Raw genomic sequence first — 12,904 nt, forward strand, 5'->3', positions numbered from 1 at the left:
AAGTGGATAACCACTTCTTATTTTATTAATAAAAAGAAAATTATAAAGATAATTAAACAAATACCATAGCCGATACTTAAGTAATCCTTAACACAAACATCATCAATTTTTTTTGAATATTCTCCATAGCTTTTTAAATAACTCGTATTTTTTGAGCTATAGAGGTAATAAAAATTAACTGACTCCACATATGCTCCTAAAATGTCTACGTTTAATAAAGGTCTCATAATGAAATTTACAAAGAAATCTCCCTTAAAGTCGATACCATATCTTTTGTTTCTAAAAAGATAGATAATATAAAGAAATACCTCTGCAATTAGTGAAGGCAAAATGGTGAAAATGGTAAATAACAGTTTAAATATAATAAAGTCTTCATCTAATTGATAAATATTGTAAACAAGCATATAAATTAAGCTGACTAAATTACCAAAAAAAACTATTAATAGTAGTGGAGCTATAAATCCACCAACCATTGATTTTGAAATAATTGAAATAGAGTCGTAAAATTTAACTTTTTCTCTTTGCCTTAAATTTTTCTTTTCTGTATTGCTTATATCTATTACTAAGAAGGCAGTTATAAAATTACTAAGCTCTCTAATTTTAACTTTGCTTAATAATAAGCAAATTATTAGTATAACAAGGCAATAAATTAACTGCAGCATTATTTTATTTTTAATTATTTTTTCTAAATTATAGTTAATTTTGTTAAATAAGTTTTGTCTGTCAAATCTCCACACTATTATGCTTAAAAAACATCCTAAAACATAACCAATCCCCATGATGTTCCCCCATTATTCTTCTATTTCTTCAGTAGGTACAATGGTAAAGTTAATATTTTCATCATAATTATAAGGCATGTACCTCTGTTTTATGCATAATAAACACCTTGGATCGCACATAAAGTTACAGCAAGCTCTCATATCTATGTTTTCATTATAAATATTCATATTTTCCATGACTTACCTCCAATTATAGTATTTATAACATTATATGATTAAGCTTAAGTGTTTTATGAAATTAAAAATAGCTTATGAAGAAATTAGGTAATAATATTAGCAATGTTAAATGAAATAATAAATTATACAAAAAAAATAATATGTTAAAGCAACATATTATTTTAGTAATTTTCATATTATGGATTCATTTATTTAGAACTTAAGTTATTTGTCATACTCCACATCTGATCAGCAGTGCTCATAGCTTTAGAATTCAGTTCAAAAGCTCTTTGAGCTACTATCATATCTGTCATTTCTTTTCCTAAATCAACATTAGATAGCTCCAAGAATCCTTGTCTAATGGTAGTATCATTTACTAAATAAGGCTTTTCAACAGGTACATCTACCCCATTTATATTTTTAGTGGCTACTGCATAGAGGTTATTTCCAATAGAAATAAGAGAATCCCCGCTTACTACATTGTAGAGACTTATTTTACCAACAGCCTTCTCTTCTCCATTAACAGTATTATAAACAGTTCCATCTTCATTTACTTTAAAGCTGTCCTTAGTAAAATGATTATCTAACTCAGAATTGGTGTTAAAATCAATTATAAGTTTATTTCCATTCTTGTCTACTATATTTCCTTCACCGTCAACGTTAAAGCTGCCTGCTCTAGTATAAGCTGTTTTATAGGTACCATCTGCATTTTTATCTGGAAGTTGGATCCTAAAATAACCTTGTCCATCTATTGCTAAGTCAGTTTTTGCATCTGTTTGAGAAAGACTCCCTTGTGTATTGTCCCTTGACCAGGGGCCTGTTCTTACACCTGTGCCATTTATGCTTTCTCTTGAGTTAGGATAACCAGTCCTATTTAAGTTTTCATATACTAAATCACTAAAACTAACATTAGTCTTTTTATATCCCTCAGTATTTACATTTGCTATGTTATTAGATATATTATCTAATTTATCCTGTTCGGCACTCATACCACTTCTGCTGTTCCACAATATTCTAAGCAACTTTTAAACCCCCTTTATTAAACCTTTCCAACTTCATTAACGGCCTTGCCAAGAGTTTCATCAATAGACTGTACCACCTTTTGATTTGATTCAAAAGTTCTTAATACAGTCATCATATTAACCATTTCATCCAGTACATTTACATTAGACTTTTCTAATGAGCCTTGACTTATTGAAATTTTAGGATTTTGAATTGGGTTTGTTCCTTGGTACAGATTGTCTCCAACCTTTTTAAGAGTATTATAATCAGTAAAATCAGCAGCAGCAAGCTTATAATTTAATCCATTTAAACTAAAGCTGCCATCACTTGACAATTTGATTTCATTACTTCCTGCATTAATTTGCGCTGGTGCTCCAATAGCCTGTCCATTAGCATTAACCTCATAAGCAAGTAACTTATCACCACTATCGTTTACTAGAATTCCATCGCTATTTACATGGAAATGTCCGTCTCTAGTGTAATATGTTTTATTAACGCCATTTTCATTTCTAGAAACTGTAAAGAATCCTCTCCCATCAACGGCAAAGTCGCTCCATTTATCAGTTTCTTCAAGTAAGCCTTGAGTAAAACTAGTATTAACTCCATCGATTTCACTTCCGAGGCTTAAAGATCCAATAATATTTCTTTCATTTCTTCCATTAGTAATTTTATCGTAATTTTGAATGAGCACATCATTAAATTTCTTAATGGCAATATTGTCCCCTTTAAAGCCCACAGTATTTGCGTTGGCCATGTTATTAGTTATTACATCTTGCTTTGCTTCTTGTGTAATAAGTCCTGAAACCGCTGTATATAGTGATCTAATCATTTACTCACATCCTTATTTATTACTTTAAATTCACTAGGATATTCCATACCAAGTGCCCTGGCTTTATTTTCTATTTCAGTGCTGCTTAAGTTAGTATTAATTTTTACAGAAGTCATAACAGCTGTAGCTAAAATTATTCCGATGCCTATGCCAATTAGTATTTTTCTATCACTAAAAAATTCAAAAATAGCTTTTATCGTAGATATAATTCTTTTATTAATAGCACTTCACCCCTGCCTATGCTAAGTTTTTCAGAAATCTCTTCAATAGAAAGTCCTAATGCTAATAACTTATTAATTTCATCTATTTTTATATTATTACTTAATTCATTATCGTTGTTTATAACATTTTCTTTAATATTACTTAATTTTTCTTTACTATCCATAATTTCATCATCAAATTGAACTTGATTTTCTTCTATTACTTCAGTTTCTTCCATAATTTTAGTTTCGTCTAAGTTATTTAAATGAGTATCATTAACTTCATCTATTTCACTTTCCATAATATCATTACTATGTTCTGCTTTGTAATCTTCTGAATTATTAATAGTTTCTTTAATGCTCTTGCTGCTTTGACAGTTTTCCTTAAGTATAACAATTTCCTTTTGAAGCTCTAATATGGTTTCAGAAAATTCTCTTCTTAGCTCAGAGATCTTAACATCAAATTCCTCCATATCTTCTTCTGTATGTATGAATATATTTTTAAAGGAGTTCTTTTCTTTTTTTATAGCTCTTATATTAAAGATTATAAGCAGTAACCCAATACCTATTAGTATCAAAACCATAAAATCACACCTTAAGCTTAATTATATTTTAATTTTGAAAGTTCCTTTCTTAAATGAACAATAGCCCTACTATGAAGCTGACAAACTCTGGATTCTGAAACCTCTAAAACCTTGCCTATTTCTTTTAAAGTTAAACTTTCATAATAATATAAAGATAAAACAGTTTTATCCTTTTCATTTAAATTATCTAATGCTTTAGTTAAATATTCTATTTCTTCCTTTTCTTCTAGTAGCTTATATGGACTGGGACTTTTTTTATCCTCTATAGTACCCATAAGTTGCATATCATCGTCCTCAGAAAATACCATATCTTCTAAAGAAACTACAGATAAATAGTTAATATAACCTTCAATTTCCTTAACTTCATCTTTAGATATATGAAGCTCTTTTGCTATTTCATCATCTGATGGTTCCCTTAATAATTCCATCTGAAGATTTTCCATAGCTGCATTATATTTATTCAATCTATCCATGGCACCTTTGGGGATAGGACTGTTTCTTCTTAATTCATCTATCATGGCTCCTTTTATTCTAATAGATGAATAGGTGGAAAACTTCATACCTCGGCTTTCATCAAACTTATTTATGGCATCCATAAGTCCGATCATTCCATAGCTTACTAAATCCTCGTACTCTACATATTTACTCTTCCCGATTATTACCCTTGAAGCAATATATTTAACCAAGGGTATATATTTTAAAACTATTTGTTCTTTTATATCTGTTTTAAGTGCTAAGGCCATAGAACTTCCCCCTTTTAGTAAATACGCTCCTACATAATTTCTTTATTTTACTTTATTCATTTGCTCACGCATAACCTTGAAAATAAATCTTATAAGCTTTTCTCTTTTCCTCTCATCTAAATCCGTAAAGTTTACTCCGCAGATACTTTTCTTTTTATCCTCATCTTTATCAATTCTTACAACTTCACCTTTTAAAATCAGTTTCTCGTTACCTAAAGGAATATGAGTCACAATTGTGCTTCCAAGTTTAACTTCCTCAGTAAGTTTAATTTTCATTCCACCGCCGCTTAAATCTATCATAATAGCCTTGAAAGGTTTTAAAGAAACTGACTTGTTTCTTTCCATAAAGTATTCAATATCACAAATTATAGGAACCCTAACAAACCTTCTTCTCTGTATTTTTATGACTTCCTTAGGCATTTCAATAAGTATAAGTGGAATCCTGTCTGTTTGCCTGTCAGTTACAATAGAGTAGAATTTATAAATATCATTTTCAAAGTAATAAAAAACCTCAACCTGTTCACCTATTCTAAGTGGTATATACTTTCCATCCTTTATAGGTATACTTATATAAATTGATTTACCATCAGTATTTTCTATATTGCTTTTATAATAATCATCATTCCACGAAATTTCTAATTTCCCATTTATAATAAAGGTTAATCCGTCTAACATTATATAATCTCCTTAAGCAAAATGTTGGTGATGAGTCCCTATACCACACTATGAAAAAATATTAAAGATTTTTTTAAAAAGTCCTTGTATTCCAACCTTTTCTTCTCTTTCCTCTGTACCAATTAGTTTTCTTGCAATAGAATTTATATCTTGAGAAGCTTCACAATTGGGATAGGATAAAATAAATGGCTGCTGGCTTCTAACAGCTTGTACCAATTTTTTATCTTCTGCAATACTTCCTAAATACTCAAGTTTCATCTTTAAAAAGTTAGTTACTGCATTATTATATTTATTATATGTGTGAATAGCTTCTTTTTCGTCTAGAGCTCTGTTTATTACAACCTTTGCTTTATTCTGAATTCTAAAATGATTAATTGCCTTTAATAGGCTATAGGCGTCAGTTAAGGAAGTAGGTTCTGGGGTAGTTAAGATAATAAGTTCTTCGCAGCAGGCAACAAAGCCCAAAACACTTCTATTTATGCCTGCTCCTGTATCCATTATTATGTAATCTAAGCCCTTAAGCGCCTCCAGCTTTTTAATAAAGTCTTTCCTTTGCTTATCAGTAATTTCTTCAATTTTTGTAAGTCCTGAACCACCAGGTAATAGTTTGATTCCATTTGGACCTGTAACAAGCACATCTTCAATTTCTTTTTCATTAAAGATAACATCAAACACATTATACTTTGGTAAAAATCCCATTAATACATCGTCATTTCCCATACCTACATCAGCATCAAAAATCATAACTTTTTTCCCCATTTGAGAAAGCGCGATTGAAAGATTAACAACAAAATTACTCTTTCCTACTCCCCCCTTGCCAGAGGTAACGGTGATTATTCTAGCTTTATCTATATTTTCATTATTTGCTGCTAATTGTCTTAATCTTTGCGCTTGATCTAACATATATTAGCCTCTCCCAAAATAAGATTGGAAACTTCATTAGTAGAAATATGCTTAATATCATCAGGTACATTTTGTCCTGTTGTAATAAAACTAAGTGGTTTTTTAGCAGCATCTAAAATATTCAATATAGAACCATAAGTGGTTGTTTCATCAAGCTTTGTTATAATAACATTGTTATAATTTAATACCTTGAAACCTTCTACTATTGAATTAATATCATTAGCCTTAGTAGTACTGCTTATAACTAAATGTATATTGTCTGTATTTACCCGTTCTATAAAGGCTCTAAGCTCAGAAATTTGCATTGAATTTTTACTGCTTCTTCCCGTAGTATCTACTAGAATTACATCACAGTTATTTAGTTCATCTATAGCCTTTTCCATTTCTTTTAAAGAAAACACAACTTTAAAAGGAATATTCATAATATCAGCATAGGTTTTTAACTGTTCAACAGCTCCTATTCTGTAGGTATCTATAGTAATAAGGCCAACCTTTTTCTTTTCTAAGAGGGAAAGCCTTCCAGCAAGCTTTGCTATAGTAGTAGTTTTTCCAACGCCTGTTGGCCCAACTAAAACTATCCTGCCTTCCATTTTAACCTTTGCAACAGGAATCATAGTTTCTATTGCAAGCTTTACCTTTTGATCTTCCTCTATTTCTTCATTTATGGCTTTCGTTTTTGTTATAACTTTTTTTATTAGCTTTTCATTTAAATCAGAGTCTTCAAGCCTTATTTGAAGTTTTGTTCTCTTAATAGGCTTTTCTGGTTTCTTTGATATCATATCATTCAATAGGTTTTTCATTTCTTGCATTTCTTTAATTAATTCATTGTCACTTATGTGTTCTGAAGGCCTATTATCTTGGAGAATTATATCTTTATCTAATGGTTCTTTCTTAGTCATAATATTCTCCTGTGACAAGAATTCATTTTTAACATCACATCTTATAGCTGCTATGTTATTATTAAAATCTTCTTCATTTTTTTTAGTATTTTCAATAGCAGCTGTTACTTCTAATATTTTTTTAGAAAAAAAGCCTTTAATACCACCACGTCTAATTTTCCTTTGAGTTATTATAACAGCCTCCTGACCTAGTTCATAACGAATTCTTGTCATAGCCTCATTCATGTTATTAACTAAATACCTTTTTATTATCATTTACACTGTCACAACTCCTTCAGTTCTTATCTCTATATCATTAGGTATTTCATTAAGTGACAAAACCATTACGCTGGGAAATACCATTTCAATTAATCTTCTAAAGGCAGGTCTAATTTTAGGTGAAACAAGTATTACTGGCTGATTTTCATTAAAGTAAACATTGTCAATTACATTTTTTATAGAACTTAAAATTTTACCCGTAGTATCTGGGTCAACTGCTGGGAAAGAGCCCTGCATTGACTTTTGAATATTATTTGCTAATTTTTCTTCTACTTCAGGTGCTAGAGTAGCTACGGTAATTGAGCCCTTATCATCGACTATTGGATTGCAAATTGTCCTTCCTAAAGCAAAGCGAACATATTCAGTTAATAGTTCTAAATCCTTAGTGGACCTGGAATTATCTGCAAGAGACTCTAATATAGTAACCATATCTTTAATAGGAACCTTTTCCTTCAGTAGGTTCTGAAGAACCTTTTGAACTTCACCAATAGTCATAAGATCAGGTATAAGCTCCTCCACAACTGCACTATATTTTTCCTTTACAGCATCTACTATTAATTTTACCTCCTGTCTTCCAAGAAGTTCATGTGAATGACTCTTTATGGTTTCTGTTAAATGAGTTACCATAACAGTGGTTGGATCAACTACTGTAAGTCCTTTAATTTCTGCATCCTCTCTTTGATCCTTGTTAATCCAAAAAGCTGGTAAGCCAAAGGATGGTTCTATGGTTTTAATACCTTGAATTTCTAATTCACCATTTGTAGGATCCATACATAGAAGCATATTAGGCATAAGTTCACCCTTTGCAGTTACGGTTCCTCTAATTTTAATTATGTATTCATTGGTTTTAAGTTGAAGATTATCTCTAATTCTAATAGGCTGTACAACTATACCCATTTCTATGGCACATTGTCTTCTGACGGATGATATTCTTTCAAGCAGGTCTCCCCCAGCACTCTCATCTGCAAGTGGGATTAGCCCATAACCAATTTCCACTTCCATTGGTTCAACAGTTATTAAGTTCATAACATTCTCAGGTTCTTTTCTTTCTGTTTCTATGATTTGTGCCTGTTCTTGCTCCATTTTTTCTGCTACTTGATCTTTTTGATCCTTGAATAATAGATAAGCAATTGTACCTACACTAAAAGTCAAAATTAGAAATATAACATGTGGAAGTCCTGGGATAAAAGTTAAGAACAAGAGAACAACAGCTGCAATTGCAATTACCTTTGGGAATCCAGTTAATTGATCAGCCACTAGATGCCCAAGATTAGTATCACTTCCTGAACGGGTAACCAATATTCCGGAAGCAGTAGAAATTAAAAGGGCCGGAATTTGAGTTACTAAACCATCACCTATTGTTAATCTAACAAAGGTTTGTGCTGAAGTCGTTGCATCCAATTTAAGCATTACTACTCCTATAATTATTCCGCCTATGGAATTTATAAGTGTAATTATAATAGCAGCTATAGCATCTCCTTTAACGAACTTTGACGCTCCGTCCATGGCTCCATAAAAGTCTGCTTCCATCTGAAGATTTTTTCTTTTAATTCTGGCTTGTGTTTCATCTATAATGCCAGAGTTTAGGTCTGCGTCTATACTCATTTGTTTACCTGGCATAGCATCTAAGGTAAATCTTGCTGAAACTTCTGCAACTCTGCCAGAACCATTAGTTATTACTAGAAATTGTATTATCATGATGATAAGAAATATTATTATACCTACGATATAATTACCATTTACAACGAAGCTTCCAAATGCATCTATTATATGCCCTGCATTTTGATCAGTTAAGATAAGTCTTGTTGAAGATATATTAAGCGCTAGTCTAAATAAGGTAGTAATTAATAATAAGGTTGGAAAAACTGAAAACTGAAGTACTTCAGTCGTAAACATAGTCAAAAGAATTATTACTACAGCTATCGTTATATTAAGTGCTATTAATATATCTAAAAGCCATGTAGGCAAAGGAATAATTATCATTAGGACAATACCTACTATAACAAAAGCTACTAGTATATCAGAATTTCTTTTTATGTTAAATTTTGAATTTAAACTGCCTTCCACCTTGCCTCCACCTTTCTACTTTCTCTTTTTCATTTTGTATATTGCTGCTAGTATTTCTGCTACAGCCTGATACATTTCCCCAGGTATAACAGCATCAATTTCTACTTCACTATATATAAGCCTTGCCAAGGCTCTATTTTCCATTATTGGTACTTTATTTTCCTTAGCAATTTCTTTTATTTTAATAGCTATATTATCAGCACCTTTAGCTACCAGCACCGGCGCTGAATCCTTTCCTTCTTCATATCTAAGTGCACAGGCTATATGAGTAGGATTAGTAACTACAACAGTGGCATTGGGCACCGCCTGCATCATTCTCCTAGAGGCTAATTCTCTTTGCCTCTGCTTTATTCTTGATTTAATTTGCGGGTCTCCTTCTTGCTGCTTAAATTCTTCTTTTATTTCTTGCTTTGTCATTCTTAATTCTTTATTATACTTATATTTTTGATATAGAAAGTCTATTGCTGCTACAACTATCATTACAATTGTTATCTTAAAGAATATCCCTATTACAATTTTGCTAAAAATAGAGGGTAGTAACTCTATTCTTGTATTTCCAATATTTAATAATGTATTATAATTACCTTTTATATAGTTATAGCTAATGTAGCTTAGAATGCTTATTATTGCCACATCTTTTATTGTTTCAACTAGGGTTCTAAAGGAAAAAATTCTTTTTAATCCATTAATAGGATTTAACTTAGATAGCTGCATTTTTATAGGCTCTCCAGTGAACAAAAAACCCACTTGAATGAAATTTGCGGCTATACCAAAAATCATAATAGGTATAACCACAGGCAAAATTATTATTGCAGAGCGCCAAAGAGCAACTAAAGTTAAATTTTGCACTGTATTATAATCAATATTTGTAGTTAAATAATTACCTAAAAACATTCTTGTAGTTGCAAGTAGACTATTTCCTACATAAGAGCCTAAAATAACAAGTAATAATGTAGAAGCTACAAGGGTTAGTGCCAAATTTACTTCCTTACTTCTAGGAACTTGTCCCTTTTTTCTTGCCTCACTTTTCTTTTTAGGTGTAGCTTCCTCAGTTTTATCCTCTGAAGCAAATATAATAATACATGGAATAATTTTAAAAAGTCCTTTAATAGCTTGTTGTATATTATCAAAATTTGATACAAAGAGGTTCATAATAAGTGGTAAAATTACAACCAAGCTTAGTAATCCCATAAGTATTTTAATAGGTAACCCCAATATCATAACATTTAGCTGAGGTACTGTTCTGCCAATTAATCCAAGGGTTATATCCACAATAAGTACGATTAATACTATGGGAATGGCAATTTTTAAACCTATAATAAAAAATTGAACAAAGGCTGTAAATATAAGATTAAAACTCGCTTCTGAAAGAATAAACTTCCCAAGACTTATTGAATTAAAGCTTTCAATTAAAGCTCTTATAAGCATATGATGGCCGTCTATGCTAAAAAATAAAATAACACTACTCCAGTACATAGCCTGCTCTACCAAAGTAACATTACTATTTGAATTTGGATCAAAGGTATTAACCATAGAAAACCCTATTTGAAGGTCAATAATATGGCCCGCCATTTTTATACTATAAAAGCATAAATTTGTTATATAGCCTAGGGTAAGACCTATTATAATTTCACAAATTACAGCAGCAATTAAGCTATAATTGCTGGCCACGCTTAAGGTTTTGTAATCTATTCCAGGCATTAGCACATAAGCTGTTACTAATGAAAGTGCAATTTTAGCAGCATTTGGCGTGCCTTTGGGGAAAAATATAGGTACAACTATAAAGAAAGTCAACATTCTTACGAAAATTAAAATGAGAGCCGTAAAATATGCAATATCAATCAAAGCCTATCCCACCTAATGTACTATATTTGAAATAAGTGAAAAAATTCTTTCCGTAAAATTCACCACTGTATGGAGCATCCAAGGTCCAGCTATAAGCCCAACAACCGCTGCTGCAATAAGCTTTGGAACGAAGGTTAAGGTCTGTTCCTGGATTTGCGTAGTAGCCTGAAATATACTGATAACAAGCCCTACTACAATAGCTACCAAAAGTATAGGAGCTGCCACTAAAAGGCCGGTTTGAATAGCATCCTTTAATACAGACATAATCATATTTTCACTCATCTAATATCACTCCTGCTTCTTATCATGAAAAACTCATTATTAATGACTTTACTATTAAATGCCACCCGTCCACCATTACGAAAAGCAGTAATTTAAAAGGCAGGGAAATCATTACAGGTGGAAGCATCATCATACCCATTGATAAAAGTACACTAGACACAACTAAGTCTATTATTAAAAATGGTATGAATAACAGAAAGCCAATAGTAAATGCTGTCTTAAGTTCACTTATTATAAAGGCCGGTATAACTACATAAAGCGGGACATTATCCTTAGTAATCTCTCCTGGAACCTTTGCTATATCAACAAATAATTTTAAATCAGCTTGTCTAGTTTGCTTTAGCATAAATTCTCTTAATGGTTTTGAGCCTTCGTCTATAGCCTGCTGCTGAGTAATCGTATTATTCAAATATGGTTGAATAGCATTGGTATTAATAGTATTAAAAGTTGGCGCCATTATAAATATGGTAAGAAATATTGCTAGCCCAGTTAAAACCTGATTCGGAGGCGCCTGCTGAGTTCCCATAGCATTTCTTAAAAAAGAAAACACCACTATGATTCTTATAAAGCTTGTCATCATTACTATTATAGAAGGCAATAATGTTAAAATAGTCAGCATTATAAGAAGTTTAATATTATCTACATATTGCTGCGGTGAATTTGTTGCACCATCAACTGAAATATTTACATTGGGTATTGGTATTGAAGCAGGTGCTGCATGGACTTTATACCCTAAAAATAATGAGAAGGTTATAAACGAAATTATCAAAGCTGCATTCTTTTTTCTCATATTTAATCTTCCTTCTTTTTAAATACTTTTTCATATAAATCTTTAAAGCTTTTATACTGTGGTAATTCTTTTACAGCTTCAACTTGTGCTAATTCACTAGCTTCTAGCTCTATAAGCTTTTCTATTTTGCCATTACAGGAGGAAAGAACATAACCCTTTTCACCAATTTTAACAACTAACAGGCTATTTTCTTTAGAAAGTGCTACCCTCTCTAAAACCTTTATAAACCTTCCATTTTGCAGTGTCTGCAATTTACTTCCTCCAAATTTCATGGAGATATAAAATATTATTAATATAATTGGAAGGAAAATAAATATTTTAAGTAACATAAACCAAAAGCTAGAATCCATAAGTATCTCCTTTACTGTACTAAAATGTCATTTATGTAAACACTATTAGCTTTTCCAGATTGAAAAAGTGGGTTTACCTTTGCCAAAATTTCCTTTTTTAAACTATCAATGCCCATTTGTGTATCTATATCTGTAGACTTTTTAGATCGTAGTACACTTATTATTGTATCTCTAATATTATCTGTTTTATCAGCAAGTTCTTTATCCATATTCTTTTTAGTCTTTGCATCATAACCTAAGGAAAGCTTTATTTTTAAATATTTTTTTCCGCCATCATCAGATAGATTCACTAAAAATTCATCTAAGGAATAGGTATAAGGTGAGGCATCTGAATTATTTACTGTAGCTACTGTAGTTGTGCCATTTATAACTACAGGAGTTTTCTTGGATGCTAAAAGATAGCCTACAAAACTTAAACTCCCTACAATTAAGACAAGAAGTACTATTAAAATAATTTTAAATAAAGTTCCATTGCTTTTACCTTTTTCTTTTACATTCTCTTTTTCTTTTTTCTCTGCCATAACTAGTCTCCTTTGTACACT

At 31.2% G+C, this 12,904-nt stretch carries 15 protein-coding genes; all 15 read right to left on the minus strand.

Annotated features, from left to right (window positions below):
- Positions 1-17: 17 nt before the first annotated feature.
- Complete coding sequence (locus ACJDUH_RS16230; RefSeq protein ID WP_406766253.1) at positions 18-779, minus strand: hypothetical protein; 762 nt, start codon at positions 777-779, stop codon at positions 18-20.
- A 12-nt stretch (positions 780-791) separates the two neighbouring features.
- Positions 792-956, minus strand: coding sequence for a hypothetical protein (locus ACJDUH_RS16235; RefSeq protein WP_406766254.1), 165 nt, complete (start codon positions 954-956; stop codon positions 792-794).
- 188 nt (positions 957-1,144) lie between these two features.
- The gene (locus ACJDUH_RS16240) at positions 1,145-1,957 is read right to left on the minus strand and encodes a flagellar hook-basal body complex protein (protein WP_406766255.1); all 813 of its coding nucleotides are present in this window, start codon (positions 1,955-1,957) and stop codon (positions 1,145-1,147) included.
- A 17-nt stretch (positions 1,958-1,974) separates the two neighbouring features.
- Positions 1,975-2,766, minus strand: a complete 792-nt coding sequence (locus ACJDUH_RS16245) for a flagellar hook-basal body complex protein (RefSeq protein WP_406766256.1) — start codon at positions 2,764-2,766, stop codon at positions 1,975-1,977.
- Between the two features lie 193 nt (positions 2,767-2,959).
- Positions 2,960-3,550 (minus strand): hypothetical protein, encoded by a 591-nt coding sequence (locus ACJDUH_RS16250; protein ID WP_406766257.1) that lies wholly within the window; start codon positions 3,548-3,550, stop codon positions 2,960-2,962.
- A gap of 17 nt (positions 3,551-3,567) precedes the next feature.
- Positions 3,568-4,293, minus strand: coding sequence for a FliA/WhiG family RNA polymerase sigma factor (locus ACJDUH_RS16255; RefSeq protein WP_406766258.1), 726 nt, complete (start codon positions 4,291-4,293; stop codon positions 3,568-3,570).
- 42 nt (positions 4,294-4,335) lie between these two features.
- Positions 4,336-4,968, minus strand: a complete 633-nt coding sequence (locus ACJDUH_RS16260; protein WP_406766259.1) for a flagellar brake protein — start codon at positions 4,966-4,968, stop codon at positions 4,336-4,338.
- A 48-nt stretch (positions 4,969-5,016) separates the two neighbouring features.
- Positions 5,017-5,871 (minus strand): MinD/ParA family protein, encoded by an 855-nt coding sequence (locus tag ACJDUH_RS16265; protein ID WP_406766260.1) that lies wholly within the window; start codon positions 5,869-5,871, stop codon positions 5,017-5,019.
- Complete coding sequence (flhF, locus tag ACJDUH_RS16270; RefSeq protein WP_406766261.1) at positions 5,865-7,025, minus strand: flagellar biosynthesis GTPase FlhF; 1,161 nt, start codon at positions 7,023-7,025, stop codon at positions 5,865-5,867. Before flhF ends, ACJDUH_RS16265 begins: the two co-directional genes overlap by 7 nt.
- Positions 7,026-9,095, minus strand: a complete 2,070-nt coding sequence (flhA, locus tag ACJDUH_RS16275) for a flagellar biosynthesis protein FlhA (protein ID WP_406766262.1) — start codon at positions 9,093-9,095, stop codon at positions 7,026-7,028.
- Between the two features lie 15 nt (positions 9,096-9,110).
- Positions 9,111-10,940, minus strand: coding sequence for a fused FliR family export protein/FlhB family type III secretion system protein (locus tag ACJDUH_RS16280; protein ID WP_406766263.1), 1,830 nt, complete (start codon positions 10,938-10,940; stop codon positions 9,111-9,113).
- A 12-nt stretch (positions 10,941-10,952) separates the two neighbouring features.
- Positions 10,953-11,222, minus strand: a complete 270-nt coding sequence (fliQ, locus tag ACJDUH_RS16285) for a flagellar biosynthesis protein FliQ (protein ID WP_406766264.1) — start codon at positions 11,220-11,222, stop codon at positions 10,953-10,955.
- 22 nt (positions 11,223-11,244) lie between these two features.
- Positions 11,245-12,012, minus strand: coding sequence for a flagellar type III secretion system pore protein FliP (fliP, locus tag ACJDUH_RS16290; protein ID WP_406766265.1), 768 nt, complete (start codon positions 12,010-12,012; stop codon positions 11,245-11,247).
- A gap of 2 nt (positions 12,013-12,014) precedes the next feature.
- On the minus strand, positions 12,015-12,362 hold the full coding sequence (gene fliO / locus ACJDUH_RS16295; RefSeq protein ID WP_406766266.1) for a flagellar biosynthetic protein FliO: 348 nt from the start codon (positions 12,360-12,362) through the stop codon (positions 12,015-12,017).
- 11 nt (positions 12,363-12,373) lie between these two features.
- Entirely contained in the window at positions 12,374-12,883 is a 510-nt protein-coding gene (locus ACJDUH_RS16300; RefSeq protein WP_406766267.1) for a flagellar basal body-associated FliL family protein, read from the minus strand.
- Positions 12,884-12,904: the final 21 nt, after the last annotated feature.

Origin of the sequence: Candidatus Clostridium radicumherbarum (genome assembly GCF_045310525.1) — a bacterium.
Taxonomy (GTDB): domain Bacteria; phylum Bacillota; class Clostridia; order Clostridiales; family Clostridiaceae; genus Clostridium_AT; species Clostridium_AT radicumherbarum.

What these genes read in the sequence shown, in the direction of transcription:
- ACJDUH_RS16230 (WP_406766253.1), bottom strand. Translation starts at nt 779, where the DNA reads ATGGGGATTGGTTATGTTTTAGGATGTTTTTTAAGCATAATAGTGTGG.
- ACJDUH_RS16235 (WP_406766254.1), bottom strand. Translation starts at nt 956, where the DNA reads ATGGAAAATATGAATATTTATAATGAAAACATAGATATGAGAGCTTGC.
- ACJDUH_RS16245 (WP_406766256.1), bottom strand. Translation starts at nt 2,766, where the DNA reads ATGATTAGATCACTATATACAGCGGTTTCAGGACTTATTACACAAGAA.
- ACJDUH_RS16250 (WP_406766257.1), bottom strand. Translation starts at nt 3,550, where the DNA reads ATGGTTTTGATACTAATAGGTATTGGGTTACTGCTTATAATCTTTAAT.
- ACJDUH_RS16255 (WP_406766258.1), bottom strand. Translation starts at nt 4,293, where the DNA reads ATGGCCTTAGCACTTAAAACAGATATAAAAGAACAAATAGTTTTAAAA.
- ACJDUH_RS16260 (WP_406766259.1), bottom strand. Translation starts at nt 4,968, where the DNA reads ATGTTAGACGGATTAACCTTTATTATAAATGGGAAATTAGAAATTTCG.
- ACJDUH_RS16265 (WP_406766260.1), bottom strand. Translation starts at nt 5,871, where the DNA reads ATGTTAGATCAAGCGCAAAGATTAAGACAATTAGCAGCAAATAATGAA.
- flhF (WP_406766261.1), bottom strand. Translation starts at nt 7,025, where the DNA reads ATGATAATAAAAAGGTATTTAGTTAATAACATGAATGAGGCTATGACA.
- fliQ (WP_406766264.1), bottom strand. Translation starts at nt 11,222, where the DNA reads ATGAGTGAAAATATGATTATGTCTGTATTAAAGGATGCTATTCAAACC.
- fliP (WP_406766265.1), bottom strand. Translation starts at nt 12,012, where the DNA reads ATGAGAAAAAAGAATGCAGCTTTGATAATTTCGTTTATAACCTTCTCA.
- fliO (WP_406766266.1), bottom strand. Translation starts at nt 12,362, where the DNA reads ATGGATTCTAGCTTTTGGTTTATGTTACTTAAAATATTTATTTTCCTT.
- ACJDUH_RS16300 (WP_406766267.1), bottom strand. Translation starts at nt 12,883, where the DNA reads ATGGCAGAGAAAAAAGAAAAAGAGAATGTAAAAGAAAAAGGTAAAAGC.